The organism is Actinomyces sp. 594 (assembly GCF_019325145.1).
Classification (GTDB): domain Bacteria; phylum Actinomycetota; class Actinomycetes; order Actinomycetales; family Actinomycetaceae; genus Actinomyces.
The window spans coordinates 1-15,656 of record NZ_PIZC01000010.1; the positions used below are offsets into that span (position 1 = coordinate 1).

Below are 15,656 nucleotides of genomic sequence, written 5' to 3' on the forward strand. Positions count from 1 at the left end.
CGACCTCCGCGCGGCGAAAACGTCCTCGTGGGCCCGAAACCCTCCACGATGTGGAGGGTGTGGGGCGAATGAGGTCGTATTCGGCCAGCGTCGGGTAGTCGACTACGACCTCGCACGCCCGAATACGACCTCATCGGCCCCAAAACGACCCCCTGCGCCCGGTCGAACACGACCTCGCCAGCCCGAGAACGACCCCAGCACGGCGAGTACGACCTCATCCGCCCGAGAACGACCCTCGAGCACGATCGCCGCATCCGCAAATGCGAAAAGCCATTTAACACCCCCATAACCAGAGGGCACCGCATTCCCAAGCGCGCACAAGCGGAAGTGGGGAGTCCTCCCCATTCCCGCTTCCTGGTCCTCTGCCTAGCCTGGCGGCGCGAATACTCGAATGTTCCCGAAACCTGGAGCACCCATGAAACGTATACCGCGCGTCGCGACCATAGTCGCTGCCACCGCGACCACTGTGACCCTGGCTGTATCGCTGTCCGCCTGCTCGTCCGACCGCTCCGCCGAAGCCGAGGCGCAGAGCCCTGTGCAGCAAGTCACCGCTGCGGCCAGCACCGACACCGACGCCGCCACCGATGCCGCCAAAGCCCCTGACGCCGAAGCCGACGACTCGGCCCGCAGCGGGGCAACCGTCCCCGACGGCTACACCCTCACCGAGTTTCCCGACGCCGATCTCTCCATCGCCATTCCCTCCACATGGACCGTAGCTACCGGCGCGGAGCTGGCCGACTCCGAGTCGGCAGAGGCCATCGCCTCCGCCCTCGGCTACACCACGGAGACGGTACAGGCCCTGTCCAACCAGTTATCCATTTTCGCCGTTGACGCCGACAACACATCAACGGCCGGCGAAAACATCAGCGTCCAAACCACCCCGGGCACCAGCCTGCTGGGTGAGTCCGACCTGAGTGCTGCGCTCGCAGTGACCAGCACGCAGCCGGGAGTCAACGTCGAACCCGGCACCTTCAGCGAGGTGACAACCGGGAGCGGAGACGACGCCTCCATGTACACCTACACGATGACTATGGACAGCAACCCGGGAAGGACGATTCACGGCGCATATATAGCCGTCCTGGACAACAGTGGCCAGTCGGTTGTCATAAATGTCGCCTCCCACACGTCCACGCGGGTCACGGACCTGAGCGACGCAGTCATCGGCTCCATCTAATCCCTCTCAGCACATTCACACCTACACACGCAGAGGATCAAAATGTCCCACACACCACGTAAAACACTCGGCGTCATCGGCCTGGTAGCCGCAGCCGCACTGGCCGTATCCGCATGCCAGTCCGAGCCAGAGACCACCGCCCAGTCCCCCGACCAGCAGGTAACCACCGAGTCCGGCGGCGACTCGACCGACGAGCCACTAACGGATACCGCCACCGATTCAGCTTCGGAGCCGACCGCGGAGATCACCGTTCCGGACGGCTACACCCTCACCGAGGTTCCCGACGCAGACCTGTCACTAGCTCTTCCCGCGGACTGGAGCACCGTGGCAGGCGACGCGTCCGACACCTCCCAAGCCGATGCCGTCGCCGAAATCGCGAATGTAACCGGCTGGGACGAGGAGCAGGTGATCGACTCCTTAAGGGGCATGGACCTGTTCAGCATGGATACCAGCGGTGACACCCGGTACAACCCGAATCTCAGCGTGGTGATCTACAACGATCAGTACACGCGCCCCACCGAGGATGACATGCACACCCGCCTCGAGCACGACATCACCTCATCGGACCTCACGGCAACCCCCGTCAACTACACCGCGCCCAGCACCGCTAGCGGGCAGGAGGCCGCCGTGCAGACCTACGTCATCACGGGCGAGGACTCCAGCCGCACCGAGGGCGCCTATGTGGCCGTGCCAGCCAACCACGGCGATTCCATGGCCGTGATCACCATCTCCGCCAGTACTGCCGAGCACACGCAGGAGCTGATCGACGCCATCCTCGACTCGATCTGATCCGTGACATTTCAGTGCCAGGTTCGTTATCGTTGGGGTGGGGTCTGCACGACCCCACCCCAACAACGCGATGAGACACCGAAGGCCCGTCACCCCTGACACACCTGGATTGGAGCCCCATGCCCCGCACGTCCCGCCGCAGTGCCCTCACCTCCGCCCTGGTCCTGGCCGCCTCCGTTTCCGCGACGGTATCTGCATCCGCGCTCCTTACGGCCTGCTCCCCGGGCACCGAGTCGTCCCCCCAGCCGGTCACGCCCGAGGGCTACACCCTCACCGAGGTTCCAACCCTGGGCCTGTCCCTGGCGGTGCCAGCCGACTGGACCACCTTGACCAGTGACGGGCTGGACGACGACGACCTGGTGCGCACCGTCGCGGAGGCACTTAAGCAGGATGTGGACTCACTGCGTGAGCAGGCTGCGACCTTCCACCTGATCAGCGTGGATGCGGACGCCGTCGGCTTCGCGGAGAACCTGGTGGTCTCCCAATACGAGCTCGAGGGCGGACTGCCGCCCGAGGAGGAGCTCGCGGAGATCACCGAAGGCGATCAGGTCAACTCCAGCGACTACGTGCGGAGGACCACCGGCTCCGGAGCCGACGCCGCCCTGTACACGGCCTCCGGCGTCCTCGGCGGGTCCAGGCAGGACTTCCACATCGCCTTCATGGCCATCATGACGGGCGCCATAGCAAGCGCCACCACCTCCGCCGCCTCCCCAGCGGGCGGCGCCACCGCTTCCAGCCCAGCCGATTCAGTCACCTTTGTCCTGATCAAGGCGACTTCCACCGACCGCGCCCAGGAGCTGGCCGACGTCGTCCTGGAGTCCATCTGACTCGGATTGCGCTGGCACTTGTTCCGCAGTCATCCGGCCGGTAGCGCTCCTGACGCTCACAAGCCCGCTGGCTCACAACTCCCGCTCTTGTAGTTGCCGACCACTGTCCACCACACGCTTGACGCCCAAGCCACCCAACCGGAAAGGACCCACCCATGACCCGTTCCACTCGCTTCCCCCGTCTGGTCCCCCTGGCCGCCACCGGCCTGACCGCCGTCGCCCTGGGCCTGTCGCTTGCCGCCTGCTCTTCCTCCGACTCAGGCTCCGCCGACCCGGCAAGCACCGAGTCCAGTCAGTCCGTCACCGTCGAGTCCTCCGCCGACGCCGCGCAGGCCCCGGACGGCGCAGCAGTCCCGGAGGGCTTCACGCTGGTCGAGGTGCCGGAGTACGGCATCTCGGTGGCCGTCCCCTCCGACTGGGAGACCCTTACCTCCGCCAATGCCTCTGATACAGAACTGGTGGCACGCGTCGCCAAGGCGAGGGACATGTCCGAGGACGAGGTGATCGCCGATCTGGAGGACCGGCCACTTTTGAGCATCGACACCGCCGCCGAGGGCGATTTCGCGCCCTACCTGGTGCTGAGCCGAATCGACGATGACGGCCCCCTGCCGTCCGAGGACAAGATGCAGTCGCTGGCGGAGCTCAACGCGGCTGAGACTTCTGAGCTGGAGCAGACCACCTCCGGCAGTGGCGCCGACGCGTCCCTGTTCACCATGAGCGCCTCTGATGACGGCGTGCAGTACAACTTCTCGGCGGTCAGTGTTTCTGAAGGCGATGACGCCTACATCACGACCGTGGTCGTCTCCGATTCCGCGCAGCAGGCCCAGGAGGTCTCCGAGGCCGTACTCGCCTCCCTCTAAACCGCGCGTGCAATACTGCACGGAAGGGATGCCGCCCGGCTTCCCGTTGGTCGACGAAAGGACTCACTATGGCACTCGATGACCTGAAGAAGAAGGCCGAGGGCGTCGTCAGCTCAGACAAGGTCGAGGAGGTCTCCGACAAGGTGCTCGACACGGCTGCGGATGCCGCCAAGAAGGTCACCGGGGGCAAGTTCGACTCCCAGATCGACTCCGCTCGCGACGCCGCCGACAAGGCCATCGGCAACGACTGATGCACGCAGTGGCATCCTCAGGCACCAGTCGGCCGTAGAGTCGGTCAGGTGACTACCGCGCCCGCATCCCCTCCGTCCAGCCTTGAGCCCGTCCCCGACTGGCTCGACGAGATCGAGGGGGCGCGGGCGCTCGCATGGGTGGCGCAGCGCAATGCTGCCACCCGCGCTGCCTTCGACGGCGCCCCGGGGTTCTCCGAGCTGCGCTGCGACCTTGAGACGATCCTGGACTCCCCCGACCGGATTCCCCGGGTAGGTGAGGCGGCTGGTGCGCTGTACAACTTCTGGACCGACGCCGCCCACCCGCGAGGGCTGTGGCGGCGCACCACCTGGGCGTCCTACCGGGACGGCGCTACCGCTGCGGGAGCGGCGGGCTCCACCGACTGGGACGTGCTGCTGGACCTCGATGCGCTCTGCGAGGCTGAGGGAACCACCTGGGTGTGGCACGGGGCGTCTGTGCTGCGCACCGGTCCGCTAGCCGGGCGGCGCGCCCTGGTGACGCTTTCCGACGGCGGTTCCGACGCCGACGTCACCCGCGAGTTCGACCTGGACACACGCAGTTTCGTGCCCGTGGACCCGGTAGCCGGCGGAGGCTTCCACCGAGAGGCGTCCAAGGGCTTCCTGACCTGGGCCGATGAGACCGGCGACGCGGTGCTGCTGGCCGGGGACTTCGGCGCGGGATCCGTGTCCCCCGCGGGCTACCCCCGGCAGGTTCGGCGTCTGCGCCGCGGGCAGGACCCCAGCGAGGGCGAGGTGCTGCTCACCGCGGCTGCGGCGGACAACGGCGCCTGGGCGTACCGAGACTTCTGGGGACGCACCTGGCTGCTGACTCATCCTGACTTCTACACCGAGGAGCTGTGGCTGCTACCCGACGGCGCCCCGGTTTTCCCGGCCGCAGACGCCGAGCGCCTGCTGACCGCCGTCGACACGGCGGTGGCACCGGGTGCCTTGCACGTGGATGTACCCGCCTCGGCGGCGGTGACTCCGGCCTGGGACCTGCTGCTGATCGAGTTGCGGGAGGACTGGCAGGCCGAAGCGGGCTGCACCTATCCGGCCGGCTCGCTTCTGACCGCCCCCATCGACGCCTTCCTGGACGGCTCCCGGGAACTGACGGTGCTGTTCACCCCGACCCCGGCGACCTCGCTGTCGGGCTTCACCATCACCGCTCACCACTTGGTACTTGAGCTCCTGGACGATTGTGTTACCGCACTGGAGGTGCTCACTCCGGCAAGACCAGACGGGGCCGGCCCCTGGTCACGGCGCCGCCCCGGCCTGGGGGCACTCGCCGATGGCGCTGTGCGCGCCGCACCGGGCAGCCTGGGGTCAGCCGCGTCCTCACCCACGGGCTCACCCGCCCGCGCGGATGGGCGTGAGCCCCGCCCGGACGCGGCAGCTACTTCGGCGGACCCGACGCTGCTGCGGCCGGGGCGGGCACTGCTGCAGGTGTCCGCGAGCGCCGTCGACCCCCTGGAGGGGGACCGGCTGTGGCTGAGCAGTTCTTCCTTCACCCGTCCCACCACGCTTGCGGTCGGGGAACTGGGCACGGACGGCGAACTGGGCGGCGTCGAGGTGCTGCGGTCCGCACCCGAGCGCTTCGACGCCGGCGGCGTCCTCGTCAGCCAGCACGTGGCGGTCTCGGAAGACGGCACCCGCGTGCCGTACTTCCAGATCGGTCGGCCCCGGCTCGACGACGCCGGTCAGCCGCTGCCCTCCCCGACGCTCCTGTACGGCTACGGCGGCTTTGAGGTCTCGCTCGGCATCAGCTACCTGCCGGTGACCGGCCGGGCCTGGCTGGAGCGCGGCGGCACCTACGTGGTGGCGAACATCCGCGGCGGCGGCGAGTATGGGCCGGCCTGGCACCGGGCGGGACTGAGGCAGAACCGGCACCGGGTCTACGAGGACTTCGCGGCCGTGGCACAGGCTCTGGTGGAGCGGGGCGTTACCACGCCGGAGCAGCTGGCGGTGCACGGCGGTTCCAATGGCGGGCTGCTAGTGGGGGTCATGCTCACCCGCTACCCGCAGCTAGTGGGTGCGGTGGTGTGCGAGGTGCCCCTGCTGGACATGCGTCGCTACCACCGGCTGCTGGCGGGAGCCTCCTGGGAGGCGGAGTACGGGAATCCGGACGACCCGGCGCAGTGGGAGTTCATCCGCGAGTTCTCACCGTTCCACCTGCTTCAGCCGGGGCGCACCTACCCGCCGGTGCTGCTGGTGACCTCCACCCGGGATGACCGGGTACACCCCGCGCATGCGCGCACCATGGCGTACCGCATGCTGGAGCTGGGGCAGGACGTCACCTTTTTCGAGAACAGCGAGGGCGGGCACGGCCGTGCGTCTACCAGCGCCCAGCGGGCATACATGTACGCCCTGGAGCACGAGTTCGCCTGGCGTGCGCTGACACGCAGCAGGTCAACCAGCTCCTGAAGCTCACCCCGCGGCCCGCAGGAGTCCAGTGGGAGCCAGCCGCGAGCGTGAGCGGGCTCGCTAGCGTGCGTGAGCATGAGCTGGCTCACCCGCGTGCTTGCGTGCGGGGTCGAGTGTGCGGAGTCGAGTGTGCGGAGTCGAGCGCGCGCGGGGGCGCTTGCTACGTCGGTTAGACGTTAACAACGCTACTTAACGGCCTGCTGTATACCTCAGAGCCCTTCAGCAGGCCGTTAACAGGCGTTGTTAACCCCGAAGTGGCGTTGCAGACGGTGAGGCGGCGCAGCAGATGACCCCGCTTCCGGGCACGGGTATACCGGACCCTTCCTGCATGTGGGCGTGATGGGGCGGTGGTGTGCGCCCAGGCGCCCGCAGGGGGTAGGACGGGTCGAATGCGACCGCGCTGCCGACATCGGGGTGCGCCCAGGCGCCCGCTGAGGTAGGGCGTACGAGTTCGACCAAAGGCCGTCGGCAACCCCGAGGTCCGGTCTGAAACCGCATGATTCCAATGTTCCTCCTGCGACTGCCGACAACACTGGAGCGGTCTGGCCGCTCGCGGACACGTCGGGCCGTCGCGTACGGAAGCAGGCACCAGCGGCCACCAGGCGGCCAGGCCCCCGCCCCGCATGAGCACCCACAAGACGCTCACTAGTCAGGAGGACGGCGTGAACGTCTCAGCGGCGGGCACTGACAGCGCCAACCACGGTCACCACCAGTCCCGCCACACCCGCAGCGCCGGCACCTAGGACCAGCAGGGCGGAGACCGGGACACGATCAAGGTTCATGGTCGGACCGACCACCAGTCCCGTAGTGCCCGCGGGGCAGGAGACGCGGTACACGCCGCCAGCGTCGGCCTTGAAGGTGGCATAGGGCACCCCTGGCTCGGGGGTGTCCAGCCCCACCGCGGCACCATCGGGATCGCTGACGCTGCAACCGGAAGTAGCGGTCGCAGAAGTGCCGTACAGGCCCGCCGTCGTGCCGGCCGACAGATAGACCCGCCCATCCTCACCCAGGGGCGCTCCCCGGCTGAGGGAACCGTCCACGACCGCCATAACACCGACAGCCAGTAGCAGCGGAGCCACCACCAGCATCAGCACCAGGCCGACGCCGAAGGCGCGCCACCGGTGCGGGCGCGGGCGCTCCGGCCCGCCCTCGGTCCCGGATGAGCGGGCCGCATGCTGAACGCCGCCGGGCGCGCCGTGGGAGCGCTGCCAAGTGCTGTTCACAGCGCCCGGCGAGCCTGCCGCACTCGTGCCCGCTGGCCGCACCGGTTCCGCGTCGGCCGGGGGCTCAATGCCTTGCTCACGCAGGTAGGCGGCGAGCTCCTCCGGGCTCAGGCGCTTGCCGTAGCGGGGTTCGCCGTCCTCGGTCTCGTATGCCGCCACCGCTGCTCCCTGGTGCGGCTACGCCGTCAGGCGTCCGCGGAGTCGGCCTTGGAGCCACCGATCTTCGCCGCGATCTCAATGAACAGGCGCAGAATGATGATGTTCACCGCGACCCGCGGGATGTCGACGAGGAGTTTCAGCAGGAAGTCACCGAAGTTGAAGTAGGTGCTGCCGTCGTAGTTGGAGTGGTAGTAGGTGTCGTCGAATGCGCCGAAGACCCACGCCACCACATACAGGACGAATCCGACGGTGAAGATGGTCTTGCCGTACTTGGAGGCGAAGTCGCGAGCACCGTCGAACAGGTTGCTCATGAAGGACTCCGAGGACGCCGTCGGGGCCTGCGCGTAGGGAGCGCCATTGTAGGGAGCCTGCTGGAACTGGCCGGGCTGCGCGGCCTGCGCCGGCTGGTACTGAGCCGGCTGCTGCGCCTGCTGGGGATACTGCTGCGGATTGTAGCTGCCCGGGGCGGAGCCTGCCGACGGCGGGATGTAAGGCTGTCCTGGGTTGGGGGGCTGGGTCATAACGCGTAATCCTTCACTTTCTGATGCAGTAGCAATGTCAGCCTACCGCCCGCAACCGCCAGGATCACGAGTTGAGGGGCGTCTCACCTGCGATAACCGTCTCCTTCGGGCGGCCTGATGGCGCACGGATCACCAGGAGCGACGCACCACAATCGCCGTACCCGGACGCGCGGAGGAGGCCCCCGCAGCCGACGCGGGCGCGGATGCCCGCGCATCCGGGCGGCTGCGGGCGCGGCGCCCCGGCGGGACCGGGACAACCTGCACCTCGCCGTCGGCGGCCGCAGCGAAGACCCGCTCGACGGCGGCCTGGCGGGCGCGCAGGGAGCGGTTCTCCTCCTCCAGCCGCTCCACGCGCCGCTCCAAATCGAGGATCCGTCGGATGCCCTCCAGATTGATGCCCTCCTGGCTCAGCGCCTGCACGCGCCGCAGCCGCTGAACGTCACGGTGCGAGTAGCGCCGCCCCCGCCCGGAGGCGCGGGCGGGGGTGACCAGGCCCAGGCGGTCGTACTGCCTGAGGGTCTGGGGGTGCATGCCTGCCAGCTCCGCGGCCACGGAGATGACGTAGACGGCCCGCTCGTCGGCATCCTCGGCGAGGAAGTCGACGCCCTGTCCCGTCAGGCGGCGCGCACTCACCGCGCCGCCTCCCCGGCGAGGTTAGCGCGCGGATCCGCCTCCATGGCCGCGTCGAAGGCCTCCAGGGCGGCCTTGGCCTCCTTGGACAGCTTCTTGGGCACGGCCACCTGCACCGTGACCAGCAGGTCACCGGTCTTCTTGGAGGTGGCGACACCCTTGCCGCGCAGGCGCAGCACGGTGCCGGAGGAGGTGCCCGGCTTGATGCGAACGCGGCTGGTCTTGCCGTCCAGGAGGGGCACCTCAACGGTCGCGCCGAGGGCCGCCTCCTTGAGGGTGACGGGCAGGTCCATGCGCAGGTTAGCGGGGTTGACCGGGTCGATGGAGTACACCGGGTGCTTGGCCACCGAGATGGTCACCACCATGTCGCCGTTCTCCCCGCCGTTCGTACCCGGCCGCCCCTTGCCGCGCAGGCGGATCTTCTGGCCGTCGTGCACGCCGGCGGGGATGCGCACGGTAATGGTGCGCCCGTCGGCGGTCAGCTCGGCCAGCGTGCCGGAGACGGCGTCGCGCAGGGAGAGCGTGGCGTTGGTGAGCACGTCCGGCCCCTTGACCGGCTGCGGCTGGGAGGAAAACCCGCCGAAGCCGAAGGGGCCACGCGCGCGGCGCCCGCCCGCGCCCGCGCCGCCGGCAGCGCCTCCGAACATGCGCAGCAGGTCCTCCAGGTCCTCCTGGGAGGCGCCCCCGGAGGTGGAGTAGCGCACGTTCGGACCGCCACCGCCGAACATCGAGGAGAAGATGTCCTCGAAGCCCGCGCCGGCGCCGCCGGCCCCGGAAGTGAAGCGGGCGCCGCCGCCCGCCATGGAGCGGATGGCGTCGTACTGCTGGCGCTCCTTGGGGTCCGACAGCACGGCATAGGCCTCGCCGATCTCCTTGAACTTCTCCGCCGCGGCGGCATCCCCGGGGTTGCGGTCCGGGTGGTACTTCTTGGCGAGCGCGCGGTAGGCCTTCTTAATGGCGGCGGAGTCGGCGTCCTTGGCGACGCCGAGGACCGCATAGAAGTCCTTGGTCATCCAGTCCTGACTGGCCATGGCTCACCGCCTCCTTTCTGTTCCTGCTTCTCCTGTTATCCGTTATGGGCGCCGCCTCAGGCCGGGTTGGCGACCTGCACACGGGCCGCCCGCACCACGCGCTCACCGAGCTTGTATCCGGGCTGGAGCACCAGTGCGATGCTCGGCTCGCTGACCTCGGCGGACTCGGTGGCCATGAGGGCCTCGTGCAGCTTGGGGTCGAAGACCTCCCCGACCTCGCCGAAGCGCTCCAGTCCGAACTTATCGGCCAGGATCTGCTCCAGCTTGCCGGCGATGGTGCCGAAGGTGCCGGTCAGGTCGCCGTGCTGGCGGGCCAGCTCGATCTCGTCCAGGACCGGGATCAGGGTCTCGACGACGCTCGCCTGCCCCGCCTCACGGTGCCCGGCTGCGCTCTCGCGCGAGCGGCGCACGAAGCCCTGGTACTCCTGCTGCAGGTTGTACAGGTCGGCGCGGGCGCGGGCCAGCTCGTCGGCCGCCTGGGCAGCCTGGGAGCGGGCCTGCTCCAGCTCAGAGGCCTGCCCGTCGGCTCCGGCCTGACCCGCGCCGCCCCCGTCCCCCGCCGGGGCAGCACCGTCCTGGGCCGAGTCACCCAGGTCGACGCCGTCGAAGGCGGACTCGACCGCGTCGGCCAGCGCGGGGTCAATTCCACTGACACCCCCGGCGGCACCGCCCGGACCGGCCTCCCGGCCCGGACCGGATGCTGAGGAGGCGGGGCCGTCGTCGTCGGGGCGCTTGTCCGGCTCGGTGCTCACTTGGCGTCCTCGTCGTCGACGATCTCGGCGTCCACCACGTCGTCGTCCTCGGTGGAGGACTGCGCCTGGGCGGAGGAGTCGGCGCCGGCGGCCTGGGCGGCCTGCTCGGAGGCGTACAGGGCCTGGCCGATCTTCTGGGAGACCTCGTTCAGCTTCTCCTGGGCGGCCTTGACCGGCTCGATGTCGGTGCCCTCCAGGGCCTTCTTCAGCTCGTCGACGGCGGCGGTCACCTCGGAGCTGACGTCCTGCGGCAGCTTGTCCTTGTTCTCCTTCAGGAGCTTGTCGATGGAGTAGGCCTGCTGCTCCGCCGTGTTGCGGGTCTCGGCCTCCTCGCGGCGCTTCTTGTCCTCCTCGGCGTGGGCCTCGGCCTCCTTGACCATGCGGTCAATGTCCTCCTTGGGCAGGGCGGAGCCGCCGGAGATGGTCATCGACTGCTCCTTGCCGGTGCCGCGGTCCTTGGCGGACACGTGCACAATGCCGTTGGCGTCGATGTCGAAGGAGACCTCGATCTGCGGGATGCCGCGGGGGGCCGGGGCGATACCGGTCAGCTCGAAGGTGCCCAGGGGCTTGTTGTCGCGGGCGAACTCGCGCTCGCCCTGGTAGACCTGGATGAGCACCGAGGGCTGGTTGTCCTCTGCGGTGGAGAAGACCTCGGAGCGCTGGGTCGGGATGGCCGTGTTGCGCTCGATCAGCTTGGTCATCACGCCGCCCTTGGTCTCGATGCCGAGGCTGAGGGGGGTGACGTCAATCAGCAGCACGTCCTTGCGGTCGCCCTGGATCACGCCGGCCTGCAGGGAGGCGCCGACGGCGACTACCTCATCGGGGTTGACGCCCTTGTTGGGCTCCTTGCCGCCGGTCAGCTCGCGCACGACGTCGGTGACGGCGGGCATGCGGGTGGAGCCGCCGACCAGGACCACGTGGTCGATCTCCGACAGGGAGACGCCCGCGTCCTTGATGACGTTGTGGAAGGGCACCTTGGTGCGCTCGATCAGGTCCGCGGTCATCTCCTCGAACTGCGCGCGGGTCAGGCGCTCGTCGAGGTGGATGGGGCCGGCCTCGCTCATGGACAGGTACTGCAGGTTGATGTCGGTGCTCATCGCGCTGGAGAGCTCCTTCTTCGCCTGCTCGGAGGCGTCGCGCAGGCGCTGCATGGCGATCTTGTCCTTGGACAGGTCCACACCGGACTTGTCCTTGACCTGCTTCACCAGCCAGTTGACGATGCGGGCGTCCCAGTCGTCGCCGCCCAGGCGGTTGTCGCCGTTGGTGGCACGCACCTGGATGGTGGAGAAGCCGTCCTCGTCCTTGCCGACCTCCAGCAGGGAGACGTCGAAGGTGCCGCCGCCCAGGTCGAAGACCAGGATCAGCTCGTCCTCCTTGCCCTTGTCCAGGCCGTAGGCGAGAGCCGCCGCAGTGGGCTCGTTGACGATGCGGTCCACAGTCAGGCCCGCGATGGTGCCGGCCTCCTTGGTGGCCTGGCGCTCGGCGTCGTTGAAGTAGGCGGGGACGGTGATGACTGCGTTGGTGACGCTCTCACCCAGGTAGGCCTCGGCGTCGGCCTTCAGCTTGGCCAGGATGCGGGCGCTGATCTCCTGCGCGGTGTACTTCTTGCCGTCGATGTCGACGGTCCAGTCGGTGCCCATGTGGCGCTTGACGGAGGAGATGGTGCGCTCGACGTTGGTGACCGCCTGGCGCTTGGCGACCTCGCCGACCAGCACCTCGCCGGACTTGGAGAAGGCGACCACGGACGGCGTAGTGCGCCCGCCCTCCGCGTTCGGGATGATGGTGGGCTCCCCGCCCTCGAGGACGGCGATGGCGGAGTTGGTGGTTCCGAGGTCGATACCGACGGCACGTGCCATGGGTGCTCCTTGGTGTCTTGTAGTGTTGAAGTTGAGTGGTATGCACTCAGGATTGCGGTTGAGCGTGGTCTTGTCAACTCCACGCGCCCCAGCCTTGAGTCTGATGCACTCAACCTTGTGGGGGGCGGTTCTATTCCAGACCCGCCCTCCGTGACTCGGGTTACTCCAGGCACCTGAATGCGGCCCATATGCCGCCCGACTTCCACCCGAACGCAGCTCGGAGGCCGCCCAGACGCGGCTCGGAGGCGCCCCAGCGCCCGCCCCCTTTCGCCGAGGTCGGTAGACGTTACGTGCCCAGGTCGGTAGACGTTACGTGCCCAGGTCGGTAGAAACTGCTCGACGCCTCGGACGGGCAGCTGGCGCATTGGCGAACGCTGTCCGAAACGATGACAAAGGCCGAATGCGTCGGCTCGTCCCGCACTCGCAGCCGCATGATTCCAACGGCTGCTGAGCCGGATTGGAGGGCGGCGGGCACGTTTGTCTCCATTTGTGACAGTGCGGGGCCTTCTGGACGGGCACGCCCCTCCCGACCAGACGCGCAACCTGGGCCACACGGTCCCCGGGCACGCGTACACCAGTCCCGACGCCTTCGACCATCGCCGCGAGGGCACCATCCGCATCGTTGTTCCAACCGGCCGCACCATCCGGCTGACGATTCGTACCTTCACACGACGGTACGTACCTCCCGGTCAACGATTCGTACTTTCCTGCGACGGTACGTACCTCTAAGTGCCCGAACCGTCGCAAGAAAGTACGAATCATCGGAGCAAAGGTACGAACCGTCAGGCCCCGCGCTGGCCTGCGCACCAAACCCCACCCGGAGAACACTCCCCGCAGCTCAAGCGACACACGCCCGGCGTCATGGCCCTGTCCCAGGAGACGCACCCGGCACCCCGACTTGCCCGTACCCGGCGGCGAAGTGCCGTAGCAGACGCGCCCAAAGGAGACCGGCGTTGGCGATGCGTCTCCCGCCGGCCCCTGCGCCGCGCCTCAAACGCTACTGACCCAGGCATCAATGACAAGGCCCGGCCCCTGCACCCCAGCTGACAGCACCCACCCGGACCAGCCGCACCCATAGACGCGAAGAGCCGGTTATGACTGTCCGAAGGCGTGCCGTTCTCGGACAGTTGCGGCAGTCAGAGGTCACGACCGGCGTCGGGCAGGTCGGCCGCGGGTGGCGGCACTCACGGCCATGACCAAGGTAACGGTCGCGCCGATCACCTCCATGATCAAAGGCCTGTCCAGCGAGGTGCCCGTGGGTCCCGTTCAGGGGCTCGACCACCCCGGCGCCATCTCACTGGACAACGCACTGACCATTCCGACGGCGTCGCTCGGCCGCGTCGTCGGATACCTCACCGAGGAACAGGAGCACATGCTCGCCCGCGCGATGGTGCTCGCCTTCGACCTGGAGCTGCCGGTGCCCGCCGAGCGGTGATTCGCGACGCCGTTGTCACTCCTCCCCAGCCAGGAGGGCGAGCGTTGATAGCGACCAGTCACAGCCGGACCGATTCGACCGACGCAACCGGGAAGCTCCCGGCGACATCGCGGTACAAAAGTCTGACAAACGATTGCGTGACGTCGGCGGACCGGCGGAGTTAAGCTGCCCAATATAGCGCAGATCACTTCCCCTACCATCTCGACGAGGAGATCCCTATGACGAATCCATCAACCGCAGCCGCGCCCTCCGGCAGGCGCGCCACCCAGGAGGAGATCGACGCCTTCTTCGCGCCGCCGACCAAGCAAGTGGGGCCGTTCTTCATCGTCTCCTACCTGGCCGCCCAGCTCTTCTTCTTCATCGCCCTCATGGGGCCGGCGATCTTGTCCATCCAGACAAAATCCATGGCCATGTTCCCCGACGACAACGCCGCCCAGACGGCTGCAGTCTCGCATATCGCCGGGCTGGGGGCACTGGGCGCAGTCTTCGCCAACGTCATCTTCGGCCAGATCTCCGACCGCACCATGTGGCGCTGGGGCAGGCGCCGCCCCTGGCTGGTGATCGGCATCCTCGGTATGACGGTTGGTCTGGTGATCATGGGCCTGACCAACACCGTACCGGCGGTCGCCGTCGGCTGGCTCATCGCCCAGATCGGCGCCAACGCCGCCCTGGCGCCCTTCGTCGCCGTGCTGTCCGACCAGGTGCCTGAGTTCCAGCGCGCCCGTATCAGCTCCATGATCTCGATCGCTCAGAACCTGGCCATCTTGATCGCCACCTATCTGTCGGGGGCACTTCGAGAGCAGCTGGAAGTACTGTTCATCGCTCCGGCGATCCCGGCCATCCTGTTCATGACCTGGTTCGCCTTCGTGCTGCCGGACAAGCAGCTGACCATCAAGCCACCCCGGCTCGATCTGATCGGTCTAATCAAGACCTTCTGGGTGAATCCCATTGCGTACCCCGACTACGGTCTTGCCTGGGCTGGCCGCTTCCTCATCACCCTGTGCTCCTTCTCTTTCACCACCTACCGCCTGTTCTTCTTGGTACACCGCGTTAACCTCACGGAGGAGCGCGCCACTGATGTAGTCGCCACCTCGGTTTTGATCTATACGATCGCGCTCATGGCGGCGAGCTTCGTCGGCGGGCAACTCTCCGACCGGCTCCACCGCCGCAAGGCCTTCGTCTTCGCCGCCTCCGCACTGTTCGGCCTTGGCACGGTGATGCTGGCACACACCACCACGGTGTCCGGCTTCTACATGGTGGAGGCCGTCATGGGCCTGGCCTACGGCGTCTACATCTCCGTTGACCTCGCCCTGGTGGTGGACGTCCTGCCCAACCCGGACAACGCCGGCAAGGACCTGGGCGTGTTCAACATCGCCAACGCCCTGCCGCAGTCGCTCGCCCCGTACATGGCGCCTCTCTTCCTGGGCATTGGCTCGGCAGAGAAGATGAACTACCCGGCCCTGTGCTACTTCGCCGGCATCTGCGCGATCGTCGGCGGCGTGCTGGCCATCTTCATCAAGAAGGTGAAGTAGGGCATCATCCACGGCTGCCGCCCCGCCGCGGACGGCAGACACTGCGCCCGGTGGCGCCCTCGGCTCAGCAGCCGGGGCGTCACCGGGCGCCTCTGTTCCCCGGCAGGAGTGGACACTCACAGCGCGGCCGCAGGCGGCGCTGGTAGCTTGGCGGCGCTATGACGGCAGCGGACGCCGCGCGGCCGCCGGCACACGGAT

The 15,656-nt window shown here is 68.0% G+C and carries 14 protein-coding genes; 8 read left to right on the forward strand and 6 right to left on the reverse strand.

Going from position 1 to position 15,656, the window contains the following annotated elements:
- Positions 1 to 415 precede the first annotated feature (415 nt).
- The 6 genes from GZ998_RS01030 (at position 416) to GZ998_RS13365 (ending at position 6,319) form a co-directional block, all read left to right on the forward strand.
- Positions 416 to 1,174 carry a hypothetical protein gene (locus tag GZ998_RS01030; RefSeq protein ID WP_219108455.1) on the forward strand — a complete coding sequence of 253 codons (759 nt, stop codon included), beginning with the start codon at positions 416 to 418 and terminating at the stop codon, positions 1,172 to 1,174.
- 42 nt (positions 1,175 to 1,216) lie between these two features.
- Positions 1,217 to 1,963, forward strand: coding sequence for a hypothetical protein (locus tag GZ998_RS01035; RefSeq protein ID WP_161925097.1), 747 nt, complete (start codon positions 1,217 to 1,219; stop codon positions 1,961 to 1,963).
- A gap of 119 nt (positions 1,964 to 2,082) precedes the next feature.
- Positions 2,083 to 2,790 (forward strand): hypothetical protein, encoded by a 708-nt coding sequence (locus tag GZ998_RS01040; RefSeq protein WP_219108457.1) that lies wholly within the window; start codon positions 2,083 to 2,085, stop codon positions 2,788 to 2,790.
- A 155-nt stretch (positions 2,791 to 2,945) separates the two neighbouring features.
- Positions 2,946 to 3,650: a hypothetical protein gene (locus GZ998_RS01045; RefSeq protein WP_219108459.1), complete on the forward strand. Its 705-nt coding sequence runs from the start codon at positions 2,946 to 2,948 to the stop codon at positions 3,648 to 3,650.
- Positions 3,651 to 3,718: 68 nt separating this feature from the next.
- The gene (locus GZ998_RS01050) at positions 3,719 to 3,901 is read left to right on the forward strand and encodes an antitoxin (protein WP_161925099.1); all 183 of its coding nucleotides are present in this window, start codon (positions 3,719 to 3,721) and stop codon (positions 3,899 to 3,901) included.
- 48 nt (positions 3,902 to 3,949) lie between these two features.
- Positions 3,950 to 6,319, forward strand: coding sequence for a prolyl oligopeptidase family protein (locus GZ998_RS13365; protein WP_219108461.1), 2,370 nt, complete (start codon positions 3,950 to 3,952; stop codon positions 6,317 to 6,319).
- A 671-nt stretch (positions 6,320 to 6,990) separates the two neighbouring features.
- On the opposite strand, the gene GZ998_RS01060 is transcribed toward GZ998_RS13365, so the two are convergent.
- From GZ998_RS01060 to dnaK, 6 genes are all read right to left on the reverse strand, one after another.
- Entirely contained in the window at positions 6,991 to 7,701 is a 711-nt protein-coding gene (locus tag GZ998_RS01060; protein WP_219108463.1) for a hypothetical protein, read from the reverse strand.
- Positions 7,702 to 7,727: 26 nt separating this feature from the next.
- The gene (locus GZ998_RS01065; RefSeq protein ID WP_219108465.1) at positions 7,728 to 8,222 is read right to left on the reverse strand and encodes a hypothetical protein; all 495 of its coding nucleotides are present in this window, start codon (positions 8,220 to 8,222) and stop codon (positions 7,728 to 7,730) included.
- 129 nt (positions 8,223 to 8,351) lie between these two features.
- On the reverse strand, positions 8,352 to 8,855 hold the full coding sequence (locus tag GZ998_RS01070) for a heat shock protein transcriptional repressor HspR (RefSeq protein WP_219108467.1): 504 nt from the start codon (positions 8,853 to 8,855) through the stop codon (positions 8,352 to 8,354).
- Entirely contained in the window at positions 8,852 to 9,883 is a 1,032-nt protein-coding gene (locus GZ998_RS01075) for a DnaJ C-terminal domain-containing protein (protein WP_219108468.1), read from the reverse strand. The genes GZ998_RS01070 and GZ998_RS01075 overlap by 4 nt, the downstream gene beginning before the upstream one ends.
- A 56-nt stretch (positions 9,884 to 9,939) precedes the next feature.
- The gene (grpE, locus tag GZ998_RS01080; RefSeq protein WP_161925492.1) at positions 9,940 to 10,527 is read right to left on the reverse strand and encodes a nucleotide exchange factor GrpE; all 588 of its coding nucleotides are present in this window, start codon (positions 10,525 to 10,527) and stop codon (positions 9,940 to 9,942) included.
- Positions 10,528 to 10,631: 104 nt separating this feature from the next.
- A complete protein-coding gene (gene dnaK / locus GZ998_RS01085) occupies positions 10,632 to 12,491 on the reverse strand; it encodes a molecular chaperone DnaK (protein ID WP_219108471.1) in 1,860 nt (619 codons plus the stop codon).
- A 1,192-nt stretch (positions 12,492 to 13,683) separates the two neighbouring features.
- On the opposite strand from dnaK, the gene GZ998_RS01090 reads away from it, so the two are divergent.
- Together GZ998_RS01090 and GZ998_RS01095 are read left to right on the forward strand one after the other, a co-directional pair.
- Positions 13,684 to 13,926, forward strand: a complete 243-nt coding sequence (locus GZ998_RS01090; protein WP_162678783.1) for a type II toxin-antitoxin system PemK/MazF family toxin — start codon at positions 13,684 to 13,686, stop codon at positions 13,924 to 13,926.
- A gap of 218 nt (positions 13,927 to 14,144) precedes the next feature.
- Positions 14,145 to 15,458, forward strand: a complete 1,314-nt coding sequence (locus tag GZ998_RS01095) for an MFS transporter (RefSeq protein WP_162678782.1) — start codon at positions 14,145 to 14,147, stop codon at positions 15,456 to 15,458.
- Positions 15,459 to 15,656: the final 198 nt, after the last annotated feature.